The 22,337-nt window shown below is 38.5% G+C and carries 24 protein-coding genes and 1 other RNA gene; 14 read left to right on the top strand and 11 right to left on the bottom strand.

The genetic code is table 11. The features are described from left to right. Window positions 1-59: 59 nt before the first annotated feature. The gene (locus MWU78_RS14540) at window positions 60-905 is read left to right on the top strand and encodes a hypothetical protein (RefSeq protein ID WP_246998977.1); all 846 of its coding nucleotides are present in this window, start codon (window positions 60-62) and stop codon (window positions 903-905) included. A gap of 135 nt (window positions 906-1,040) precedes the next feature. Here the strand turns inward: MWU78_RS14540 and rny are convergent, their stop codons facing one another. From rny to MWU78_RS14520, 4 genes are all read right to left on the bottom strand, one after another. After that, window positions 1,041-2,606, bottom strand: coding sequence for a ribonuclease Y (gene rny / locus MWU78_RS14535; RefSeq protein WP_246998975.1), 1,566 nt, complete (start codon window positions 2,604-2,606; stop codon window positions 1,041-1,043). A gap of 54 nt (window positions 2,607-2,660) precedes the next feature. Further along, window positions 2,661-2,770, bottom strand: a non-coding RNA gene (gene ssrS, locus MWU78_RS14530) — 6S RNA. A gap of 54 nt (window positions 2,771-2,824) precedes the next feature. Next, entirely contained in the window at window positions 2,825-3,121 is a 297-nt protein-coding gene (locus MWU78_RS14525; protein ID WP_187583509.1) for a cell division protein ZapA, read from the bottom strand. A 14-nt stretch (window positions 3,122-3,135) separates the two neighbouring features. Further along, window positions 3,136-3,426, bottom strand: coding sequence for a hypothetical protein (locus MWU78_RS14520; protein ID WP_103442032.1), 291 nt, complete (start codon window positions 3,424-3,426; stop codon window positions 3,136-3,138). A 194-nt stretch (window positions 3,427-3,620) separates the two neighbouring features. On the opposite strand from MWU78_RS14520, the gene MWU78_RS14515 reads away from it, so the two are divergent. The 3 genes from MWU78_RS14515 to MWU78_RS14505 all read left to right on the top strand — a co-directional run bounded on the left by MWU78_RS14515 (window position 3,621) and on the right by MWU78_RS14505 (window position 8,551). Then, window positions 3,621-5,309 carry a M23 family metallopeptidase gene (locus MWU78_RS14515; protein ID WP_246998973.1) on the top strand — a complete coding sequence of 563 codons (1,689 nt, stop codon included), beginning with the start codon at window positions 3,621-3,623 and terminating at the stop codon, window positions 5,307-5,309. Then, on the top strand, window positions 5,263-7,782 hold the full coding sequence (locus tag MWU78_RS14510; protein WP_246998971.1) for a TonB-dependent receptor: 2,520 nt from the start codon (window positions 5,263-5,265) through the stop codon (window positions 7,780-7,782). The genes MWU78_RS14515 and MWU78_RS14510 overlap by 47 nt, the downstream gene beginning before the upstream one ends. Before the next feature lie 115 nt (window positions 7,783-7,897). After that, complete coding sequence (locus tag MWU78_RS14505) at window positions 7,898-8,551, top strand: hypothetical protein (protein ID WP_246998969.1); 654 nt, start codon at window positions 7,898-7,900, stop codon at window positions 8,549-8,551. Here the strand turns inward: MWU78_RS14505 and MWU78_RS14500 are convergent. Then, window positions 8,548-9,696 (bottom strand): cysteine desulfurase family protein, encoded by a 1,149-nt coding sequence (locus MWU78_RS14500; RefSeq protein WP_246998967.1) that lies wholly within the window; start codon window positions 9,694-9,696, stop codon window positions 8,548-8,550. The two genes, MWU78_RS14505 and MWU78_RS14500, sit on opposite strands and share 4 nt — an antisense overlap. Before the next feature lie 134 nt (window positions 9,697-9,830). On the opposite strand from MWU78_RS14500, the gene MWU78_RS14495 reads away from it, so the two are divergent. Beyond that, on the top strand, window positions 9,831-10,340 hold the full coding sequence (locus MWU78_RS14495) for a hypothetical protein (RefSeq protein WP_246998965.1): 510 nt from the start codon (window positions 9,831-9,833) through the stop codon (window positions 10,338-10,340). Here MWU78_RS14495 and MWU78_RS14490 read toward each other — a convergent pair whose 3' ends face one another. Together MWU78_RS14490 and MWU78_RS14485 are read right to left on the bottom strand one after the other, a co-directional pair. Next, window positions 10,341-10,889: a Smr/MutS family protein gene (locus MWU78_RS14490; protein WP_246998962.1), complete on the bottom strand. Its 549-nt coding sequence runs from the start codon at window positions 10,887-10,889 to the stop codon at window positions 10,341-10,343. Then, entirely contained in the window at window positions 10,889-11,086 is a 198-nt protein-coding gene (locus MWU78_RS14485; protein WP_246998960.1) for a hypothetical protein, read from the bottom strand. Before MWU78_RS14485 ends, MWU78_RS14490 begins: the two co-directional genes overlap by 1 nt. Before the next feature lie 59 nt (window positions 11,087-11,145). Here MWU78_RS14485 and MWU78_RS14480 point away from each other — a divergent pair, with 59 nt between their 5' ends. From MWU78_RS14480 to MWU78_RS14470, 3 genes are read left to right on the top strand one after another with little or no spacing between them, the layout of a single operon-like run. After that, the gene (locus tag MWU78_RS14480) at window positions 11,146-11,448 is read left to right on the top strand and encodes a DUF2752 domain-containing protein (protein ID WP_246998958.1); all 303 of its coding nucleotides are present in this window, start codon (window positions 11,146-11,148) and stop codon (window positions 11,446-11,448) included. 9 nt (window positions 11,449-11,457) lie between these two features. Continuing rightward, on the top strand, window positions 11,458-11,796 hold the full coding sequence (locus tag MWU78_RS14475; RefSeq protein WP_246998956.1) for a CCC motif membrane protein: 339 nt from the start codon (window positions 11,458-11,460) through the stop codon (window positions 11,794-11,796). A 36-nt stretch (window positions 11,797-11,832) separates the two neighbouring features. Then, a complete protein-coding gene (locus MWU78_RS14470) occupies window positions 11,833-12,117 on the top strand; it encodes a CD225/dispanin family protein (RefSeq protein ID WP_246998953.1) in 285 nt (94 codons plus the stop codon). A 459-nt stretch (window positions 12,118-12,576) separates the two neighbouring features. On the opposite strand, the gene rocD is transcribed toward MWU78_RS14470, so the two are convergent. Together rocD and MWU78_RS14460 are read right to left on the bottom strand one after the other, a co-directional pair. After that, window positions 12,577-13,857: an ornithine--oxo-acid transaminase gene (gene rocD / locus MWU78_RS14465; RefSeq protein ID WP_246998951.1), complete on the bottom strand. Its 1,281-nt coding sequence runs from the start codon at window positions 13,855-13,857 to the stop codon at window positions 12,577-12,579. A 239-nt stretch (window positions 13,858-14,096) separates the two neighbouring features. Continuing rightward, window positions 14,097-15,566, bottom strand: a complete 1,470-nt coding sequence (locus tag MWU78_RS14460) for a sulfatase (protein ID WP_246998949.1) — start codon at window positions 15,564-15,566, stop codon at window positions 14,097-14,099. 227 nt (window positions 15,567-15,793) lie between these two features. Here MWU78_RS14460 and rlmD point away from each other — a divergent pair, with 227 nt between their 5' ends. The 3 genes from rlmD to MWU78_RS14445 are packed head-to-tail and all read left to right on the top strand — an operon-like array spanning window position 15,794 to window position 18,535. Next, complete coding sequence (gene rlmD / locus MWU78_RS14455; protein ID WP_246998947.1) at window positions 15,794-17,209, top strand: 23S rRNA (uracil(1939)-C(5))-methyltransferase RlmD; 1,416 nt, start codon at window positions 15,794-15,796, stop codon at window positions 17,207-17,209. A gap of 11 nt (window positions 17,210-17,220) precedes the next feature. Further along, on the top strand, window positions 17,221-17,724 hold the full coding sequence (locus tag MWU78_RS14450) for a DUF6452 family protein (protein WP_246998945.1): 504 nt from the start codon (window positions 17,221-17,223) through the stop codon (window positions 17,722-17,724). Continuing rightward, on the top strand, window positions 17,705-18,535 hold the full coding sequence (locus MWU78_RS14445; protein WP_246998943.1) for a DUF6048 family protein: 831 nt from the start codon (window positions 17,705-17,707) through the stop codon (window positions 18,533-18,535). The genes MWU78_RS14450 and MWU78_RS14445 overlap by 20 nt, the downstream gene beginning before the upstream one ends. Window positions 18,536-18,768: 233 nt before the next feature. On the opposite strand, the gene MWU78_RS14440 is transcribed toward MWU78_RS14445, so the two are convergent. Continuing rightward, window positions 18,769-19,932: a THUMP domain-containing protein gene (locus tag MWU78_RS14440; RefSeq protein ID WP_246998941.1), complete on the bottom strand. Its 1,164-nt coding sequence runs from the start codon at window positions 19,930-19,932 to the stop codon at window positions 18,769-18,771. A 90-nt stretch (window positions 19,933-20,022) separates the two neighbouring features. Between MWU78_RS14440 and MWU78_RS14435 the strand changes: the two genes are divergently transcribed. Both MWU78_RS14435 and MWU78_RS14430 read left to right on the top strand, forming a co-directional pair. Continuing rightward, a complete protein-coding gene (locus MWU78_RS14435; RefSeq protein WP_246998939.1) occupies window positions 20,023-20,694 on the top strand; it encodes a ZIP family metal transporter in 672 nt (223 codons plus the stop codon). Next, window positions 20,695-21,123, top strand: coding sequence for a DUF4268 domain-containing protein (locus MWU78_RS14430; protein WP_246998937.1), 429 nt, complete (start codon window positions 20,695-20,697; stop codon window positions 21,121-21,123). Here the strand turns inward: MWU78_RS14430 and MWU78_RS14425 are convergent. Beyond that, window positions 21,120-21,737, bottom strand: coding sequence for a hemolysin III family protein (locus MWU78_RS14425; RefSeq protein ID WP_246998935.1), 618 nt, complete (start codon window positions 21,735-21,737; stop codon window positions 21,120-21,122). The genes MWU78_RS14430 and MWU78_RS14425 overlap by 4 nt on opposite strands. Window positions 21,738-21,911: 174 nt before the next feature. On the opposite strand from MWU78_RS14425, the gene MWU78_RS14420 reads away from it, so the two are divergent. Next, window positions 21,912-22,160 (top strand): hypothetical protein, encoded by a 249-nt coding sequence (locus MWU78_RS14420; protein WP_246998933.1) that lies wholly within the window; start codon window positions 21,912-21,914, stop codon window positions 22,158-22,160. Window positions 22,161-22,337: the final 177 nt, after the last annotated feature.

Genomic DNA, 22,337 nt, shown 5'->3' with positions numbered 1-22,337 from the left:
CCCTAAATAAATAAAAATATAAGCATATTAGAAAATGTAAGGTTGGTTTTACTGTAGCTATGTGGTTTGTTATTTTACTGACAAGCTGTGGTACGCCTAGAATAATTGTTAAAGAAACAGGAAACGGACCTGCCAAATCAATATCCCAACCTCATGTCCTATTTGTTATTACCAAAGAAAACCCTAAGCTAAACGACTCTCTTTTAATTGGTACCATAGCCACCAAACACAATGCCTTTACAGGAGATTGTAATCTTCGACAAGTGAAACAGGCCGCAAAAAAAGAGGCTCAGGAAATTGGCGGCAATTTAATATTCATAACAAAACACAAGTCCCCTAATGCCCTTTTAAATCCCTGTCACAGAATACGGGGAAAAATATATTACGTTCCCAATCCAGAAGTCTTTGAAAAGGAAATCCTGTGGACACCGAATAGAAAACTAAAGGTGACCGACTTTAAAGGAACTTCGGAAGACAAGCCATTTCTAGCAGCAACAAATGCCTATTTCGGCTATGCCACAAGTATAAAAAGCAAGGAAAACTTAGTCATTGTTGAAGTGGACACTTATTTCGATTGTAAAGCCTCATACTTCAAAAATAATAAGAATAAATCCTTGGTACTAAGTCATGAACAAACACATTTTGACATTACCGAACTCTACGCAAGGAAATTTATCCAGAGATTACAGTTAGAGATTAAGAATTATAAAGACCTAATAAAGAAAGTGGAACGCATAGGAGATGAAATCAATCAAGAACTACAGTTAAAACAGCAAGCCTATGACACGGATGTCTATAGTAATTTTTCACAGCAATCCTATTGGGATGAATGGGCCGAAACTGGATTGAGAGCATTGGCCATGTACAAAAACAAGACCATTAGCAGGCCATATAAAGAGAATTAGGGACTGAAAGCCAAAGCTGTCAGACTACCCACTTTCACTATTTAAATCCCTTTAGGTACAACATAAAAAAAGCCTTCCCCAAAATAATTTTTACAATCATTTTGGGGAAGGCTTTTTTTAAAATACGTTTATATATTACTTGGCCACGTTTACCGCCCTGGTTTCCCTAATTACAGTAACCTTCACCTGACCAGGATAAGTCATATCTGTTTGGATTTTTTGAGAGATTTCAAAAGAAAGCTCAGCTGCTTTGTCATCGCTCACTTTCTCACTTTCCACGATTACCCTTAACTCCCTACCTGCTTGTATAGCGTATGCCTTTTGCACACCACCAAACCCGAAGGCTATTTCTTCCAAATCCTTTAAACGTTGGATATAGGAATCCAGCACCTGTCTCCTTGCCCCTGGTCTTGCACCGCTAATGGCATCGCAAACCTGTACGATTGGTGCAATAAGGGTTTTCATTTCTATCTCGTCGTGGTGGGCGCCAATGGCATTACAAATATCCGGTTTCTCACCAAATTTTTCTGCCCATTGCATACCAAGAATTGCATGGGGAGTTTCCACCTCAACTTCAGTATTGGGCACTTTTCCGATATCATGCAATAGTCCGGCACGTTTTGCCAATTTTGGATTTAATCCCAACTCAGCGGCCATCACGCCACAAAGTTTGGCAACCTCCCTAGAATGTTGCAACAAGTTTTGACCATAGGATGAACGATATTTCATTCTACCCACTGCCTTGATCAATTCTGGATGTAGGCCATGTATCCCTAAATCGATTACGGTACGTTTACCTATTTCAACTATTTCCTCCTCTATCTGTTTTTCAGTCTTTTTAACGATCTCCTCAATTCTTGCTGGGTGTATCCTTCCATCTGTCACCAACTTGTGTAATGACAAACGTGCCACTTCCCTACGAACAGAATCGAAACAGGAAAGAATGATGGCCTCGGGAGTATCGTCCACAATTATTTCTACTCCGGTAGCCGCCTCCAACGCCCTAATATTTCGTCCTTCACGGCCTATAATCCTTCCCTTTACATCATCGGATTCCAAGTTAAACACGGAAACGCAATTTTCCACCGCCTCTTCCGTACCAATACGTTGTATGGTATTGATAATAATCTTCTTGGCTTCTTGCTGGGCAGTAAGCTTTGCCTCCTCTACGGTAGATTGTATATAGGCCATGGCATCCGATTTTGCCGTATCCTTTAAAGATTCCAACAATTGTGATTTGGCATCATCGGCAGACAGACCGGAAATTACTTCCAACTGTTGTACTTGACTCTTGTGTAGCTTCTCTAATTCAGATTGCTTCTTTTCCAGAAACTCGCTCTTGTAATCTACCTCTTTAAGTTTAATCTCGAGTTGCTCGCCCAGTTTTTTACCTTTGGCCAATTCACTGCTTATTTGAGACTCCTTGTCCCTTGCTCGTTTTTCGGATTCCGAGATTTTCTTGTCCTTATTAATAATTACCTTCTCATGCTCGGCTTTAAGTTCCAAGAACTTTTCCTTGGCCTGAAATATTTTATCTTTCTTTATACTCTCCCCTTCAATATTAGCTTCCTTTATTATGTTTGCCGCCTCTTTTTTTGCGCTGGCAATGGTTTTCGAGGCCTTGCCCTTTTCCATAAACTTCGCAATGGCAAAACCAATTGCCAATCCAACCAATCCTATTATTATTGCTATACTATCCATATTTAATTTCAAAATTATTTATAAAAAAAGCCCACATTGATGGAAGTTTTGTACAAACCCCGATAAACAGGTTTAGGGCTACCAGACTGCTCAAGGATCCTTATACTAGTAAGGCCTGCTTTTACAATCTAAACTCACCCTTTTCAAACAAATTAGTGTTGAGTTTGTCAAAAATTAATTACCAATATGGGCAGTAACTATATTTATTTTAAAGAACGTTATTTCATCCCTAGCTTGGAACCTACCAACTGATTAAGTGCCTTAAGTCGCTCTGCGGCTTCTTTTACACCTTCTGACTGATCTATTCCTTTTTGCTCAATCTTGGAAGCAAACTGGAGTGCGCACATAGCAAGCACATCCTGCTTATCCCTAACGGCATAGTTTTGCTCAAATTTCTTTGCCAGCTGTTCTATGTTCTTAGCTGCCTTTCTTAGCCCCTCCTCTTGTAAAGGATCAATTGTCAAGGGATATACCCTATCTGCTATAGAAAGTTTTATCTTGAGCTTCTCTGCCATATTATTCATTTACACTATTCAGAAAGTTGGGCAATACAATGGTCCAACTCCCTTATTAATGTGTTTATTTTAAGCTTAGCTTCGGTCTTATTTGTATCACTGCCCAGCATAGAACTTGCCATTTTTAGTGAATTGTACCTTTCCTGCCATTCGTTCACTGAAACTCTTGTTGCTTCATGATCATTTTTTACAGAAACCAATTCTTCTTCCAATTTTATGTTCGTATTATGCAGCAGCTCTAACTTATGCAACAACTTACTTATTTTATTTTCTAAAGAATCAACAATATCTACCAATTCACCCATTTGCAAATATCAATGCATTTTACACAAAGTTAACACACCGCTTTATACTTAGCAATTCTTTTTTCAATTATTCTTAAAGTTAAATTGCTACACTCAATTTAAGAAAAAAAATTGACTCCTTCTCTATTATATAACACAGACTTTTTTTCAATTAGAATGGTATTAATTACATTCGTACCAATTATTTAATTTTTATGAAAGGCATTATCTTAGGATTTTTTTTATTTACATCAATATTTTACGGACAAGCCCCGTATCCCACGGATTTTTTCCGCTCCCCTTTGGATATTCCGATAATATTATCGGGAACCTTTGGTGAATTGCGTTCCAACCATTTTCATTCAGGTATAGATATAAAAACACAACAACGCCAGGGATTACCGGTCTATACCATTGGCGATGGCACAATTACAAGGATCAAAGTTTCTGAATGGGGATATGGCAAGGCATTGTATATAGCCCATCCCAATGGATATACTTCTGTCTATGGCCATCTTCAAAAATTCTCACCGGACATAGAAGCCTACGTCAAGAAAGTACAGTATCAAAAAAAATCCTTTGAAGTGGAAATTTTTCCGGATTTTTCAGAACTTAAGCTTCAAAAAGGTGAACTAATAGCCTATACTGGAAATACCGGCGGTTCTGCCGGACCCCACCTACATTTCGAAATTAGGAGTAGCACCTCTGAAATGCCCACAAACCCACTCTTACATGGACTGGAGATAAGGGATGCCACTGACCCAACCCTATTGAGTGTATATGCCTATCCCCTTTCGGAAAACTCGCAGGTAAACCAAAGTCAGGAAAAAATAAAACTAAAATACCATAGACAAAGCGATGGAACTTTTCTTGCCGACAAAGTAACCGCCCTGGGCACCATCGGTTTTGGCATAAATACCTTTGACCGGCAAGATCTAGCCGCGAATCAAAATGGGGTTTACTCTGTAAAACAAGTAGTGAACGGGAAATTATATACCGATTACGATTTTGAAACCTTCTCATTTACAGAAAGTCGATATATAAATACCTTGATTGATTATGACCATTTTAGCACCTCTAGGGAGCGTATTCAAAAGTGTTTCAAGGACGACAGCAACCTTCTGGGCATCTACAGAACCATTTATAACAATGGCAAGATCGAGGTAAGCGAAGGATTATCTTATAATGTTGAAATTCTCATCAATGATCTGGCCGGTAATCTCACCAAATTGATTATCCCGGTGGAGGGAAAACAACAGGATATTAAAATATCCAAAAAAGAAGAGAAAACGGACAACTATATTATTGCTAAAAAACCGAACAATTTTGATTTGGGCGGGGCAAAAGTATACTTCCCTGCCAATACCTTTTATAATAATTTCTATATCGACCTAAAAAATGGACAGGATACCGTTACCATCCACAACAGCAGAGTACCCGCACATAGAAACTTTACCATAACTTTTGATGTTTCAAAATATTCCGATGAAGAAAGGAAACAGTTATTTATAGGAAGATTGGATAACAATAATTTGGCGAGCTACGCTTCAACCTACAAACGGGGAACGACCTTTACCACACGAACCAGGAATCTGGGAACCTATACCTTGGCAAAAGATACCGTTGCCCCGCAGATTAGGCCAAAAAATTTCAAAGACAAACAATGGCTTACCAACTATAGTTACTTAAGTCTAAGTATAACTGATAATCTAAGTGGAATTAACACATACAACGCCACACTTAACGGAGAATGGATACTATTGGAATATGAGCCTAAAACAAATACCATTACCTATAATTTTGATGATCTTATATTGGACAAAAAACAATGTGAATTAAAAGTCGTGGTTACCGATAATGTTGGCAACAGTAGCACATTCACGAGTACTTTTTACAGAAAATGAAACATTGAGACTTTTTAAACTATTTTTTCTAGTCTTTTTAACAGGTGCAACCACCTGTCTTAAGGCTCAAACAGCTACCATAACAGGTGTGGTTTTTGATGAAAACCAAACGCCTCTGCCCAATGTTAATATTACTTCTTATAACAAGGGAACTTTCTCCGATGTTAATGGCTTTTATATATTGGAAATTGTAGCGGATCAAGAAACAACCATAAATTTCTCCCATCTCGGCAGTGAAAGCTTAATTCTCAAAGATCTAATATTGAATACGAACGAGAATTATGAATTTAATCCCGTTCTACAGCAAAAAGCCATACTGATCGCCGAGGTCGTAGTTACCCCATCTGGCACAAGATATGCCGAGGGTGTTACCACTATTTCATCGGATATTGCTAGAAACATTCCTGGCTCCAATGCCGGGGTAGAAAATATTTTGAAGCTCTTACCCAGCGTTTCCTCCAACAACGAGCTTAGTACCCAGTATATGGTCCGTGGCGGTAATTATGACGAAAACCTGGTGTATGTAAACGACATTGAGATATATCGGCCTTTTCTTATCCGCTCCGGTCAACAGGAAGGTCTTAGTTTTGTAAACAGTGACATGGTGGAGAATTTACAATTTTCTGCCGGTGGCTTTCAAGCCAAATACGGTGATAAACTTTCCTCGGTTCTGGATATCACCTATAAAACCCCTGTTGCCTTTGGCCTCAAAATAAACGCAACCTTGCTAGGTACTGCGGCTACTTTGGAAGGTGTGTCAAAAAATAAAAAATTATCCAATATAACAAGCATAAGGTCCAGAGACAACAGCCTTCTTGTAAATAGCAGTAATACCAAGAGTAACTATGATCCTTCATTTTTTGATATACAACAGTACACCACCTATATTTTTTCGCCTAAGTTTCGGATAAGTTATCTAGGAAATCTTTCCATCAACAATTACCGAAACCAACCATTCACTAGGGAGACAAATTTTGGGACTCTGAACGATATAAAAACCCTAACAGTATACTATGCAGGAAGTGAAAAAAGCCAATTTAGGACCAACCTGAACGCCCTCAAAGCGGAATACCGGCTAAACGACAGAACTACTTTTAAACTTATTTCCTCCTTGTATTTTAATCGGGAGCAAGAATATTCCGATGTCATATCCCAGTACCAGCTCAGTGAGTTAAATTCTAATATTGGGGATGATAATTTGGGAGAGCCCACCCAAATCAGTGGATTGGCTACACAATACAACCGTGCAAGAAATGATTTGGATGCCAAAATTGTTAATTTGGAACACAAAGGAACGTACTCTAATGCCGGAAAGGTAATCGCATGGGGATTGAAATATGAGTACACTGATATTCGGGATCAAATAAGGGAGTCAGAATTTATAGATTCAGTAGGGTATATGGTTCGCCCTCCCAATTATGAATTTCAACGCAATGAACCCGAAATTTCTTACGAGGCCCCTCTTATTCCCTTCCAAAGCATTATTGCCAAGAATTCCGTAAACACGAATAAAGTATCGGGATTTGTACAGTACAGCCATCAGACGCAATGGAACGGCCATAACCTCTACTATAACCTAGGAGCTAGAGCCACTTATTGGGTCGTAAGAGGAAAAAATATTGCAAAAGGCGCACACACCATATTTAGTCCCCGAGGGCAATTGTCCATTAAACCAAATTGGGAAAAAGATATGCTGTTCAGACTCTCCGGCGGAGTCTACCAACAGCCTCCTTTCTATAGGGAACTACGGGACAACACGGGTACCGTCCATCCAGAAGTAGCGGCCCAAAAATCCTATCATTTTGTAATGGGAAACCAGTATAGCTTTAAATTATGGCAAAGGCCATTTACCTTAATCGGGGAGACTTACTGGAAAAAATTGACCAATGTAAACCCTTATACCTTGGAAGATGTGCGTCTACGCTATGCCGCACAAAACAATGCAAAAGCTTATGCGTATGGCGCTGAATTTAGACTAAGCGGTGCTTTTGTTCCCGGAACGGAATCTTGGTTCAGTTTAGGATATCTAAAAACAAAGGAAAATATTGATGACCAAGGTTATATTTCGAGACCCACGGACCAGCGCTTAAACTTTGGGATTCTTTTTCAAGATTATATGCCCGAGGTTCCGGATATTAAAATGTACCTAAACCTAGTTTACAACACGGGTCTGCCCGGTGGATCACCAAGCTATGCGGACCCCTATCTTTATCAAAATAGATTAAGGGATTATAAGCGTGCAGATTTAGGAATTTCCTATATTTTTGTGGGGGCCAATAATTCGTATGACAAAAACACGTTTTTACGGCTTTTTAAGGAATTAAATGTAGGTTTCGAAATATTTAATTTATTCAATAATCAAAATTCCATAACCAACACATGGGTTAGGGATTTAACGAATGAACAACAATTTGCCGTACCTAATTTTATGACCGGTCGTATCCTGAATATGAAAATAGAGATGCGATTTTAATATTAAAAATAAGGTCCATTTACAAACCCGACCTGTACAGCGGACTGTAACAATATAAAACACACTTTTAAAAATAAATTTAGCGATAGCTATATAAAGAACAAAATATCAATAGATGAAAAATATTATTGCATTCATTTTTACTCTCATATGCCTTACCATATCGGCCCAAAAAAACATTTATGAGAGCGAAAAATTTGATGAATTGAGTCGAAATCATGATAATCTGGCCATTATCCCCTTTTTGACCAACTTGGAATTAAAGGATCAAATATCCACTGAGGAATTAAAAAACCTTGAGGAAAAGGAGGGATATGCGGTTCAGGACGCGCTAGAAACCTATTTTTCCAAAAGAAAAAAGAAAAAGAAATTTTCAGTGGAATTCCAAAATATTAAAAACACCAATGCCATTTTAAAACAGAAAGGCATTTCCTATGACAATATTGATGTTTATAGCGTTAAAGAGCTGGCAGAAATTTTGGAAGTTGACGGTATTATAAGCGGTACTTTGGACTTAAATGTACTCCTATCCAAAGGTGTCCCCACAGAGTTTAGCCTGCTGGATTATATTAAGGGAAGCGCCAATTACGGTAGAATAGGCGTAAAAATAAGTGATGGGACAACGGGTAAATTACTGTGGAAATACGAAAAACAAATCAATAAAAAATCGGGAAAAAACACTACGGACCTGATAGATTTGATGATGAAATTGGCTTCCAGAAAATTTCCTTATGATAGGGAACGGCCCAGAGACCGTAAAAAGGATTAATGGGAACCGAATTCTTTTAACACCTCTATTACGTAATCCAATTCCTCTTTGGTATTATATTTAGAGAAGGAAAACCGCAAAGATGGTTTCTCCAAGTCTTCAGGGGAAAGGATTTCGGTAAGTACGTGCGAACCAATATCACTGCCGGACTGGCATGCGCTGCCCTTGGAACAAGCAATACCTTTTAAATCTAGATGGAACAATAACATTAGTGCCTTTTCCGGATCAAATGGAAGGCGTATATTCACCAAGGTATAGGTACTTTTCTCCATATCTCCCGAAAGACCATTAAAAGCTATATCTGGAATAGCTATGGCTATTTTTTCTATAAAATACCTTTTTAATTCGGTTACATAATTCCTTTCCGCTTCCATATGATCATAGGCAGCATTCATTGCTTCTTCCAGACCTACAATATTGTGAAAAGGTTCTGTTCCCGCCCTAAAACCACGTTCTTGAGACCCTCCTAAAATCAATGGCTTTAAACCAGTGTTTCTTTTAATATAGGCAAAGCCAACGCCCTTGGGTCCATGAAATTTATGGGCCGCCGCTGTTAAAAAATGAGCCTTGCATTTTTGTACATCCCAAGGAAAATGACCTATGGACTGTACGGTATCGGAATGAAATAAAGCACCGTATATCTCACAAAGATTGCCTATGGCCTCAATATCTATTGTGTTTCCTATTTCATTGTTCACGTGCATTAAGCTCACCAATTTCTTACTTTCATCCCTTTTCAAAAGAGACTCCAAATGGCCCAGGTCTGGATTTCCTACACTATCCAAATCCACGAATAGCAATTCAACACCATATTCAAATGCCAACGCTTGAGCCGTATGCAATACGGCGTGATGCTCTATTTTGGAAGTAATGATGGTTTTAACCCCAAGATCCCTAACACTACACCTCAGTATCATGTTGTCCGCCTCGGTTCCACCAGAAGTAAAAATTATCTCTGCAGGGTGAGCATTTAAGTGCTTCGCGACGGTTTTTCGCGCTTGTTCAATCGCTGTTTTGGCAGTTCTTCCAAAGCCATGTGAAGAAGAAGGATTGCCGTAGGAATTTGCCAAAGCATCTTGCATTCTTGAGATGACCTCAGGCCTAACCTGCGTGGTTGCGGCACTATCCAAATAAACCTTTTTCATTTAATTATAAATCGAATTAAAAGCTTTCCCAACTCCAGGAAAGTCCGCCAAAATTACTCGAAATAAAGTTAATTTCCTGTAAAATGCACATAAACCTCTAGGATTATAACCTATATTTCGATTAAATTTGAGGCATGAAAAATCTCTTGACTTTCCTTTTGTGCTTAACCCTTTATTCATGTGATGATGGGGATTTAACCATAGAGACTATAGACTTTGACGATATTGACATAGATTACTGTGACACTACCGTAACGACCAGCACCACTTTATTCTTTAAAATTAGCGGCAACGAAGCTCTAATACTCACGTTGGCAAGTGGGACACTTAAGAATGAAGCATCGGACGGAGAGGTTGAATATCCTATTTCTTCTAGCACGACCGTCACCTATCGTGATTTTTCCGATGACGTTTCCAATGATTATTTTTGCGATCTTATCCCAGCAACCGAACCTACGGTTATCGAAGAAATTGAAGCCGAGAGCGGTTCAGTGCTTATAACCACTACAGAAATAGTTGATGGTGATACCACTTCTTATGAACATACCATACGACTTAGCGAGATTACTTTGATCAATGCATCCAACAATCAGCGAATCACGGACTTAAGTATCAATGATTTCGGGACAGTGACAACCAATTAATTACGGGGTATTTTGAAGAAAATATACTTCAGTGGCTCCCAGGCCATATTTCTGATAGTCCGCATCATAGTACTTTACATTTTCGTACCGCTTAAAAAGAAAATACAACTCTTCCTTTAAAATACCTTCCCCTACACCGTGAATAAATACAACCTTTTGTATCTTTTTGCGAATAGCGAAATCCAGTTGACGTTTGGCCGTATCCAATTGAAGGTTCAACATTTCAAAATTGGTCAAACCTTTTGTGGTAGGTGTCAACTTATTTATATGCAGGTCTACTTCCATCTGCGGTGCATAGCGCTCCTTCGGTCTTAATTTCTTATGGTGCCTGTTTTTGGGTATTTCCTTTTCGGCCTTTATTCTGGCCACTTCATAATTGGATACCTTAATGGCATTGGAGCTGGCAATTTTCAATAATTCATTTTCAGTATACCGCAATAAGAACCCGTCCTTGCTTTCTACAGTAATTTGCGTACCATTTATTTCTACCACAACACCTTGAATAATATCATCGATGGCCTCAACTTTATCTCCAACTTTTAAATCCATTACTTATCGCCTTTATCTTTTTCCTCATCCCCATAGTGGTCCATGCTCCACAACTGTGTGGTCTTGTACAAACCGAACATCAAAAGAACAATTCCAATGCTTAGTGCATATTCCTCTTCCATAATACTGTCTCCCAACCCAGCAATTACCGCTCCTACTATGATCAGCACTAAATAAAAAGTCCGTTTTGTTTTCATTGCCCAAAAATAATAGTAATTTTCGGTAAAGAATTATATTAGCTCTTTAAATAATCCTAATGGCTATTCTCTTGGAACTGGAAAATTATATGCTGCCTTGTATGAACAAGCAGATTTTCGGTATCGAATGTCCTGGTTGTGGCTTTCAACGATCCCTTTCCTTTTTGCTGGATGGTAATTTTCTTGACGCCCTAAAGATATATCCCGCCATATATACCCTGATATTGCTGGTAGGCTTTATTGGCGCTTCAATAATATTCAATATTAAAAATTCCTTCAAGATCAAAATTTATCTTTTATACCTAAACGCCGGAATCATTATTATTAGCTATTCATATAAGATGATCCATCTAATACATTAAAATAAAATTATGGAACAACAAAAACTGCCTAACGCAACACTGATTTTAGTTTTCGGGATTATCTCTATAGTTACCTGTTGCTGCTATGGAATTATAGGGTTGATATTTGGAATCATCGGACTTATTTTGGCAAACAAGGCCACCAATCTATATGCATTGGACCCCAGTATTTATGAAGGCTATAACAATGTTAAATTAGGCAGGACCCTTTCTATTATAGGTATTATTCTTAATATCCTAGTGGTTATCTTCTTTATTTGGATCATCTCTATTATTGGCTGGGATGCATTACAGAACGAAGAACTTATGAGGGAAAGAATGGAAGATTATTTCCAAAACCTTCAATAATTTCAATTATAATCGGTTGATTTTTTAAATTATTTTATGGATAATAATCAAACACGACCCAAGCCAAACAACTATTTGGTATTAGCTATTATCAGCACCGTATTTTGTTGCTTAATTCCTGGTATCGTCAGTATTGTAAATGCGGCCAAGGTAAATGAAGCCTATGCCCTGGGCAATTATGATCAAGCGGAAAAGGCTTCCAAAAATGCCAAAACTTGGGCCATTGTAGGTATGGGCATTGCCGGCCTATTTTGGCTTTTGTATATCGCTATTTTTGGCTTTGCCTTAATTGGTTGGTTAATGAGTGCTGGTGATTTCTAAGAAAATAAAAATACCTGTAACAATAATTTTGGGAGTAGTGTTCCTTGGAATACTACTCCTATATTTTTTTATAAATCCCAGTAATTCCAACCATTTTCCAAAATGTCCCTTTTTATCAGCCACAGGTTATTATTGTACCGGTTGTGGTAGCCAAAGAGCCCTACACGATCTGCTACACTTAAATTTTATAGGTGTCGCTCGGCACAACATCCTCTTTATGCCTGCTTTTCTGTTGATCGCTTATCATTGTGCTCGTAATTACACCCCATTAAAAAACAAAAAATCCTTACCAGACCTACTATATCATCCCAAAACACCGATAGCACTTTTCGTATTAATAGTGCTATTTACAATTTTAAGGAATGTAAATATTTATCCTTTTACCCTTTTGGCTCCTGGATAAAATAAAAGCCCGCTATAAAGACAATAACGGGCAATGAATTAAAAATTAAAACAAAATTATTTTTCAAACTTCTTAAGTGTTTTTATAATAATCCCTACACATTCCATAAGCTGCTCCTTATTCATTACCAAAGGCGGTGCGAATCTTATAATATTGCCATGGGTTGGTTTGGCCAAGAGACCATTTTCCTTTAAGGCCATACAAATATCCCAAGCCGTAGAGCTGTCCTCTGAATCATTTATCAGTATAGCATTTAATAATCCTTTGCCCCTAACGGCATTTACAATATTACACTTTGGAATAAATTTATTAAGTTCTTCCCTAAAAATTTCTCCTAGCTGAAAAGCATTCTCTGCCAAACCCTCATCCTTGACCACCTCAAGTGCGGCTATGCCAACAGCGGCTGCCACTGGATTACCTCCAAAAGTACTTCCATGACTACCTGGTGTTATAACATCCATAATTTCATCATTGGCCAGAACTCCAGAAATTGGGTAGGCCCCACCTGAAAGTGCCTTTCCTAAAATTAAAATATCCGGCTTCACTTCAGGTGTCCCGCTACAATGCTTTTCCGGGCAATTACAGTTACCACAGGTTGCCAGTAATTTTCCGGTACGGGCTATCCCAGTCTGCACTTCATCAGCTATAAAAAGAACGTTATGCATTTTACACAATTCCTTTGCCTTGGCGAGATATCCTTCCGACGGTACAAACACTCCGGCTTCACCCTGTATGGGTTCTACCAGGAATCCTGCAATATTTTTATTTCCTTCCAAAACCTCTTTCAACGCATTAAGATTATCATACTCAATCTTAATAAAGCCTTCGGTATACGGTCCATAATTATTGTGGGCTACAGAATCATTTGAAAATGAGATTATAGTGGTAGTTCGTCCATGAAAATTATTTTCACAAACCACGATCTGTGCTTGATTTTCAGGAACCCCTTTTTTCTCATAAGCCCATTTTCTACAAATTTTTATCGCAGTCTCCACTGCCTCCGCCCCAGTATTCATAGGTAACAACTTACTATACCCAAATGTTTCAGCAGCCAACTTCTCAAACTTACCGAGCATATCATTGTAAAAGGCCCTGGAAGTTAAAGTGAGCGTTTGCGCTTGCCGAATCATGGCATTTACGATTTTAGGATGACAATGCCCTTGATTTACTGCTGAATAGGCAGATAAAAAATCGTAATACTTTTTCCCTTCAACATCCCAAACATACACCCCTTCTCCCTTACTTAAAACAACTGGTAACGGATGATAATTATGTGCCCCGTATTTTTCTTCCAATGCAATTGCATCCTTAGAAGTTAATTTTTCCAAAACTGACATGATTATTATACTTTAAATAAAACTTTAGCAATTCCTTCTTGGGGAGAGAAATCATCCTTCTTTTGTAGAGACTGCAAATTACGAATTGTAATTTGCATCCTAAAATATTTTGTGAATTGATTTTTGTTTCAGAAAAACCTACCAATCAATCCTTTAGGTCAAGACTAGCACTAACAGGATAATGACCTGACAAATACGAATTTTCATGATTATGGAGGAATTGTGCATACATCTGACAACTATTTATCAATAACATAATCTACCCCCAGATCATTTTTTCTAACTGATTTTAATTTTTCCTTTAATTTCATTTGCATTTCTTCCACAACGTGCCCATAAGCTGGATTTTGTGCCAAATTATTATATTGTTTGGCGTCGTGCTCCATATCAAAGAGTTCCATTCCGGCTCCTGCGTCTTCATCGTACTGTATATATGCCCATTTATGGTTGCGCAACAAAAAGGACTTTCCACCTTGGCTTACGGAAAAGGCATAATCCCTTACTTCCAAACACGGGTCAACCAAAGTCTTTACAAGGCTTTTACCCTGTAAATGTTTGGATGCCTTTAACCCTGCCAATTCGGCTAAAGTAGGATACAGGTCCAACAGTTCGGAAAAGGAATTACAGACTGCCGGTGCTTTTCCAGGCACTTTGATAATCAAAGGCACCCTAACCGATTCCTCATGTAGGCTTACCTTCATCCAAAAACGATGCTCCCCCAAATGAAAGCCATGGTCCGAAGTAAAAACAACAATGGTATTGTCCTCCAAGCCTTCTTCCTTTAAAGTCTTTAGAATCTTACCAACCTGTGCATCCATATAGGCTACAGAAGCGTAATACCCAGCTACAGCCTTTTTTTCCTGTTCTTCGGACATCTCTCCATTTACACTGGTCACATAGTTAATTCCTCGGGCGGGAATATCGTCCCAATCATTATCAACCTTAGGGGGCAATACCATTTGCTCATGTGGATAAGGTTCAAAATATTTCCTTGGAGCAACAAAAGGTACATGGGGCCTTACCAACCCCACTGCCAAAAAGAAGGGTTTATTTTTGTGTTGTTTAATAAGTTCGATAGCTTTTTCGGCTGTTTTTCCATCGGAATGTGCCAAGTCGTCCCCATCCGCCTTTACAATGGTCATAACATTTCCCCCTTTTCTTGGTTTAAGTCCGTAAGGATTATTTTGCACCAATTCGGCCTCCCCTTCTGCAGTCCATTCCGGTCCCTGACTATTAAACCTTTCGGTCCAGGAGGCCTCATCGTCCTGTCCGTTGGAACCTGTTTCAATATCTATAGGAACTCCCATATGGTATATCTTGCTTACCCTTGCTGTATAATAACCATCATCCTTAAACAATTGTGAAAGTGATTTGCTTGAAGGTCCAACATTCTCCCTCCCGCTTACATATCCGTATGTGGTAGTAGCATTGGGGTAATAGCCAAACATTAAAGAGGCCCTTGAAGGACCACAGACCGGATATTGGGTATAGGCTCTGGTATACTTAACACCTTCTGCCGCCAATTGATCAATATTGGGTGTATGTGCCGACTGATTTTCATAGGACGAGACTGCCGTAGCTGTTAAATCATCCGCTATTATGAACAGAACATTAGGTTTATTATTTTTTATCTTTTTCCTGAATTTGCCTTGCTGTGCTTGTCCAGAGAAAAAACCGATCATGAGGAGACAAAAAAGCAATTTTCTCATTGTATCTAATTATATAGGATTTAAAAATAGTGATATTCAATTATTCTCCAAGGAATACTACTCCTCTCCCTTTTACTTTTCATGGGCTCACCGTGGTCTATGGACCGAAAAATTTTAATGGCAATTCCCATTTTATTTTCACCATAGTCAAAACGAATCTAGTAAATACAAATAAGACTGTGTTAAAAAGCACCATAAATCCTAAAAAATTCTCCTATTTTTGCGCCATGCGCAGAAAGAATACTAGACAAGTTTTTGAAAATGTAGAAGTGGTGGATGCTGGAGCCAAAGGAAAAACTATTGGAAAGGCACCCGATGGTAGGGTAATTTTCTTGACCAATACCGTACCAGGTGATGTTGTAGACGTTGAGACCACTAAAAAAAGAAAAGCATATTTCGAAGGAATTGCCACTAAATTCCATACTTTTTCGGACAAAAGGACCACTCCGGTTTGTGAACATTTTGGAGTTTGCGGTGGCTGTAAATGGCAAGATATGGGCTATGAGCACCAGCTATTCTATAAACAAAAAGAGGTAGAGAACAATCTCCGAAGAATTGGGCATTTGGAATTGCCCAAAACCAATACCATCTTGGGATCTAAAAAACAGTACTTCTATAGAAACAAGATGGAATTTTCCTTTTCGGACAGTAGGTGGTTAACATTGGAAGAAATAAACTCCGGCAAGGAAATTGAAGATAAAAATGCTTTGGGATTTCATATTCCAGGGATGTGGGATAAAATATTGGACATTAAAAAATGTCATTTACAAGAAGACCCCTCCAATGCCATTAGATTGGAGATAAAGGATTTTGCTATCAAGAACGGACTGACTTTCTTTAATCCCAGAAATCAATATGGCATGCTCCGAACGGTGATGATCCGTACTTCCTCTATTGGTGAAATTATGGTTATGGTCCAGTTTTACGAGGACGACTTGGATAAGCGGGAGTTGTTGATGAACCATTTAGCAAAAACCTTTCCAGAGATTACCTCCTTATTATATGTAATCAATCAAAAACAAAACGACACCATATATGACCAAGAAATACTATGTCATTCTGGTCGCGATCACATATTTGAGGAAATGGAAGGTCTTCAGTTTAAAATAAATGCCAAATCTTTTTATCAAACCAACTCGGACCAAGCCTATGAACTTTACAAGATAACTAGGGATTTTGCCGGACTTACAGGAAATGAATTGGTCTACGATCTTTATACAGGTACAGGCACCATTGCCCAATTTGTAGCGAAAAAAGCTAAAAAAGTTGTGGGCATAGAGGCCGTTCCTGAAGCTATTGCCGATGCCAAGGCCAATGCCGAAAGAAATAAAATAGATAATGTAGATTTCTTTGTTGGGGATATGAAGAACGTCTTTAATCCCAGTTTTATTAAGGAACACGGGAAACCCGACCTTATTATAACCGACCCACCAAGAGATGGCATGCATGCCGCAGTTGTACAGCAAATATTGACTATAGCCCCTGAAAAGGTCGTCTATGTTAGTTGCAACAGTGCAACACAAGCCAGGGATTTGGAACTAATGAAGGAGGATTATGAAATAATAAAGGTCCAACCAGTGGATATGTTTCCGCAAACCCATCATGTTGAAAATGTTGTACTTTTGAAAAAACGGATTAAATAATCCAACTAAGCATGAAGAAAGTCTATATTCCAATACTTTTCATAATTGCATTTATCAGCTTTGGAGCCTGTGAAAAAGATGATATTTGTGTGGATGGCGATACCCCATTAATGGTGATAAGGTTTTATGATGTGGACAACCCCACCGTATTAAAAAAGGCAACTAAATTTAGAATTGTAGGGGTTGGTCAGAACACAACCGTAACCACTGTTTCCGATAGAACCGATTTGGATTCTATTTCCATTCCATTAAAAGTTACCGAAGACAGTACAGGTTTTTACTTCATTAAGAACTCTGCCGATGTTGATTCTTTGGAAGTGGGAGATTTGGATACCTTATATTTCAATTACACCAGAAAAAATATATTTGTTTCCAGGGCCTGCGGCTATATTACCAACTATGATGATTTAAGTAGCGATTTACAAACGGAAACCGATAACTGGATAAAGGATATAGAAATTGTAAACCCATTGGTAGAAAATTCAACTGAGGCCCATGTTAAGATATTTCATTAGTAGTTTTATATTTCTCGCCTTTCTTTTGGGATACTCACAAAGTAAGCCTATTGACTTGCAGCCAAAAGACACGGTAGCCCATACTGACCCATACGGTATTAGGGTTGGAATAGATCTTAGCCGGCCGTTAATTTCATTTTTAAATGATGACTATACCGGACTTGAAATAGTTGGCGATTATAGGATTACCAACAAGCTTTATGTAGCCGCCGAATTGGGTAATGAAAAAAATACCAAACAAGAGGATCTTTATAATTTCACCACTTCCGGAAGCTATTTAAAGCTCGGGGTGGATTATAACACCTACGGGAATTGGTATGGCATGAACAACTCAATTCACGTAGGAGGTCGCTATGCTTACAGTACTTTTAGTCAAACCTTGAACAATTATCAAATTTATGATACCAACCGATATTGGAACGATCCTGATTATCAGATCGACCCTGATCCCAATACCGTGAACGATTTCCCTTTTGGTTCAGATGTCTCCCAAGAATTTAGCGGATTAAATGCCAGCTGGCTAGAGGCCGTACTAGGTGTAAAAGCAGAACTCTTCGCTAACATCTATCTGGGTGCAAGTGTACGAATCGGGTTTTTGGTCAGCAATAAAGATCCTGAGAATTTTAGAAATTTATGGATTCCAGGATTCAATAAAGTTACCGATGGGAGCAATTTTGGCGTTGGCTACAATTATTCCATTACCTATTTTTTGCCGCTCTATAAAAAAGCTAAGAAAATCAAGGAAAAGGAAGAAAAACCCGCACAAAAGAAACCGGGACAGGAAGGACCTAAAGTTCCCGGAAACCTTTAATAAAAATCCATTTCATCATTATTTTGTCGCTTTTATTGGATTTGACAACCACAAATTTCGGCGCCATTAAACTTGCAACTATTGCTGCTATAACCGCTAAGACAAGTGTGTCTAGTGATAGTAACATACCAAGCAATAATCGGCCCACCACAAATAAAATAGCGAAGCCTAGAAAATTATAGATAAGAACTTTATGTTTTGGTTTCACGCTTATGATATTGTTAAACTATTGGCTATTCCGCCTTATTAAACTTGGCCTTCTTACTTCCTTCGTACATCACGTATTTTACCAATCGCGATTCCAAATGACTATTGAACACCTTTATCTTTCTAGATGGACGTAGACCAACATATTTTAAGGCCTCCAAGTTGGAAGTGATAAACCACGCATCGGTTCCTGGATAATTCCTCTTCAAGGTATTTCCAATGTCGGTATAAAAATCCTCCATTTCAATGTCCAATCGCTCACCATAGGGCGGATTAAAAACCATATGCAAATGCCCTTCCGTAAATTTCTCAGTATCAAAAAAGTTCTTCCTTTCAATCGTTATATAATCGGATAGATTGGCGTTTACCACATTATCCTGCGCTTTTCTAACAGCAGAAGGCGCCTTATCATATCCAATAATCTTATGATTAAACTCCCTTGTCCTATTTAGACTGCTATCTACAATTTTTTCAAAAAGTTCGGCATCAAAATCATGCCATTTCTCAAAAGCAAATTCCTTTCTATTAATATTTGCCGGAATATTACAGGCAATCATGGCCGCTTCCGTCAGCATGGTCCCACTACCACACATGGGATCCAAAAAATCACATTGTCCGTCCCACCCGCTTAATAACAAAAGTCCGGCTGCCAAAACCTCATTTATGGGTGCAATATTGGTTGCTGTCCTATATCCCCTTTGGTGCAAAGACCTGCCGGAGGAGTCCAAGGCCACATTACATTGATCATTTTGAATATGGATATTGATCCTCACATCCGGAAATTTTATATCTACATCCGGTCTACTACCATCCGTATCCCTGAATTTATCCACAATGGCATCTTTCGTCTTTTGGGATACATATAGGGAATGGGTAAAATTTTCGCTATTCACCGTGGCGTCTATGGCAAAAGTTGTGGAGGTTGAAAGATAATCGAACCAATCCATGGCATAGATTTTTTTATAAAGATCATTCTCATCCCGAACGCGAAACGAATGTATAGGTTTAACAATTTTAATTGCTGTACGCAGACAAAGATTTGCCTTGTACATAAAACCGGTATCCCCTTCAAAAAAAACGCTCCTAACCCCTTCTTCAACATTACCAGCACCGAGGTTACGCAATTCCTTGGCCAAAATTTCCTCAAAACCAAACATGGTCTTGGCCACCATTTTAAAATTTTTGTTCATATCTACCATTAAGATTACCACAAAAATACGTTAATTTTAGCCCTTATTAGCCAATATGGTAATTTTGTACAATACCAGAATTAATCCTCAATGAAATATTTATTGCCCATTCTTGGCGTTTTGCTAAGCTTTATATTTGTATACTTCACCAAACCAAAAAACAAGGAAGTGTTTAAACTACTTCTGGCTTTTAGTGGAGCTTTTTTACTGGCTCTTACTGTATTTGAATTATTCCCAGAAGTTTATGGTAGTGAGGAACCAAAAACTGTCGGAGTATTTATTATGCTGGGGATTCTCCTCCAGATTTTTCTTGAATTTTTTTCCAAAGGAGCGGAGCATGGTCATGTACATTTAGATCCCGAAAAATCGGATTTTCCATGGATGCTTTTTATAAGCCTATGCATACATTCGCTTCTTGAAGGATTGCCAATAGAAAATCACAGCACCATTTTATATGGAATATTAATACATAAAATTCCTATTGCCATTATCCTTAGCATATTTTTATTAAGCTCAAAGATCAAGTTACAATCTGCCATATTTTTTATTGTGCTTTTCTCCTTAATGACACCCATAGGCACTTATATTGCCGCCAATTATGAGTTTATCCACGCTTATGCCGTTTTACTTAACGCTTTGGTCATTGGTGTCTTCCTTCATATTTCAACTGTTATTTTATTCGAAAGTTCGGAAGCACATAAATTTAACTTGCGTAAATTGGTAGTCATTATTTTGGGTATCGTAATTGCTTATTCCTTATAGATGTTCAGCAAGGAAGAAGCAAAAAAGTTACGTCAGGATTTCTGGATTTCCTTTGGAAAGTCCTTTCCCAGAAAATGGATTCTATATAACACCGGTATTAAGGATTTCTCCTTTAAATTTCATTTTGATTTAAAAAGTGCAATGGTTTCGATGGATATTGAAAATCAAGATCTGGAGAAACGTGTAGAATTATGGGAAAATTTGATTTCTCTTAGGTCGATTTTATTAGAAAAATATCTACCGAAAGCCCTATTTGAAGATACGGTCTTTCTTGAAAATGGAAAGGAAATTTCAAGGGTATCCGTCCGTTTGGAAAATGTATCCATACACAACAAAAACACCTGGCAGGAGACCATGGTTTTTTTAAAGGAAAACATGGCCATATTTGAAGATTTCTTCAACGAATATGAAGACGTTATTCGTCCTTAAACCACATCGATCAAAATAAAAAACCAATGGCTAATGGCGCCTCCCAGCACAAACAAATGCCAAATGAAATGGTTGTAGGGAATTTTTTCAATAGCGTAAAAAAGAATCCCCAAGGTATAAAATGCACCCCCCAGAAAAAGGGTTCCCAACCCAATGGTCGTAGTATTACTTAGTAAATTATCCAAATCCAATACGATCAACCAACCCATTGCCAGATAAAGAAAAACTGAAATAAACTCATATTTCCCTGTATAAAATAATTTCAAGATGGTACCCGCAGCTGCTATGCCCCAAACTGTATAAAAGATGAACCATCCATTGCCTTTTTCCAACAAAATCAAGGCAACAGGTGTATAAGTCCCGGCAATTAAAAAATAAATACTAATATGATCTAGAATCCTTAATTTGCTTTTCCAATTCGGATTCCGAACTCGATGATATAAGGTTGACACCGTAAACAACAATAGAACGGTAAAACTGTAAACAATAATTGAAAAGGTACCGTAAAAAGTTTGCTCCCCCGCATATTCAATTAAAGCAATAAAGCCGATAAGCCCTAAGAAAATTCCCAGGGCATGCGAAAGAGTATTTAGTTTTTCCTCAATGGATAACATATTTCAAAATTAGTCAAATGTTCCCAATTAATACGTCAACTATGCAACACATTACCACGCCAAGGAAGCAGGAATTGATCACGCCGGCAGCGTGGCCACAACAGATCGTATCAAAAAAAAAGCACCTACCATATACATGGTAAATGCTTTCAAAAAAAGGCGGCGGCCTATTCAATGACCGTCCCTGGGTACAAACGCAGTGCGGTACAAAGGGCTACGGGAATTAATCACGCTGTAGGCGTGCATTCAATGACAGTCCCTGGGTACAAACGCAGTGCGGTACAAAGGGATGCGGGAATTAATCACGCAGTAGGCGTGCATTCAATGACCGTCCCCGGGTACAAACGCAGTGCGGTACAAAGGGCTACGGGAATTAATCACGCAGTAGGCGTGCATTCAATGACTGCCCACCGTTACAGGTAAAACGCAGTAGAGGCGGGTGCAGGAATTGATTACGTTAGGGCGTGCGCTTTTGTTGGATATGGAACAAAAAAAAAGTCCCCTCATCTTGCGATGAAGGGACTTCAAAAAAAGGCGGCGGCCTACTCTCCCACTTGGTGTAGCAGTACCATCGGCGCAGACGGGCTTAACTTCCCTGTT

The organism is Arenibacter sp. F26102 (assembly GCF_023015865.1).
Taxonomy (GTDB): Bacteria; Bacteroidota; Bacteroidia; order Flavobacteriales; family Flavobacteriaceae; genus Arenibacter.
Note: the sequence above shows the minus strand (reverse complement) of the source record. Positions and strands in the feature narration are given on the sequence as shown.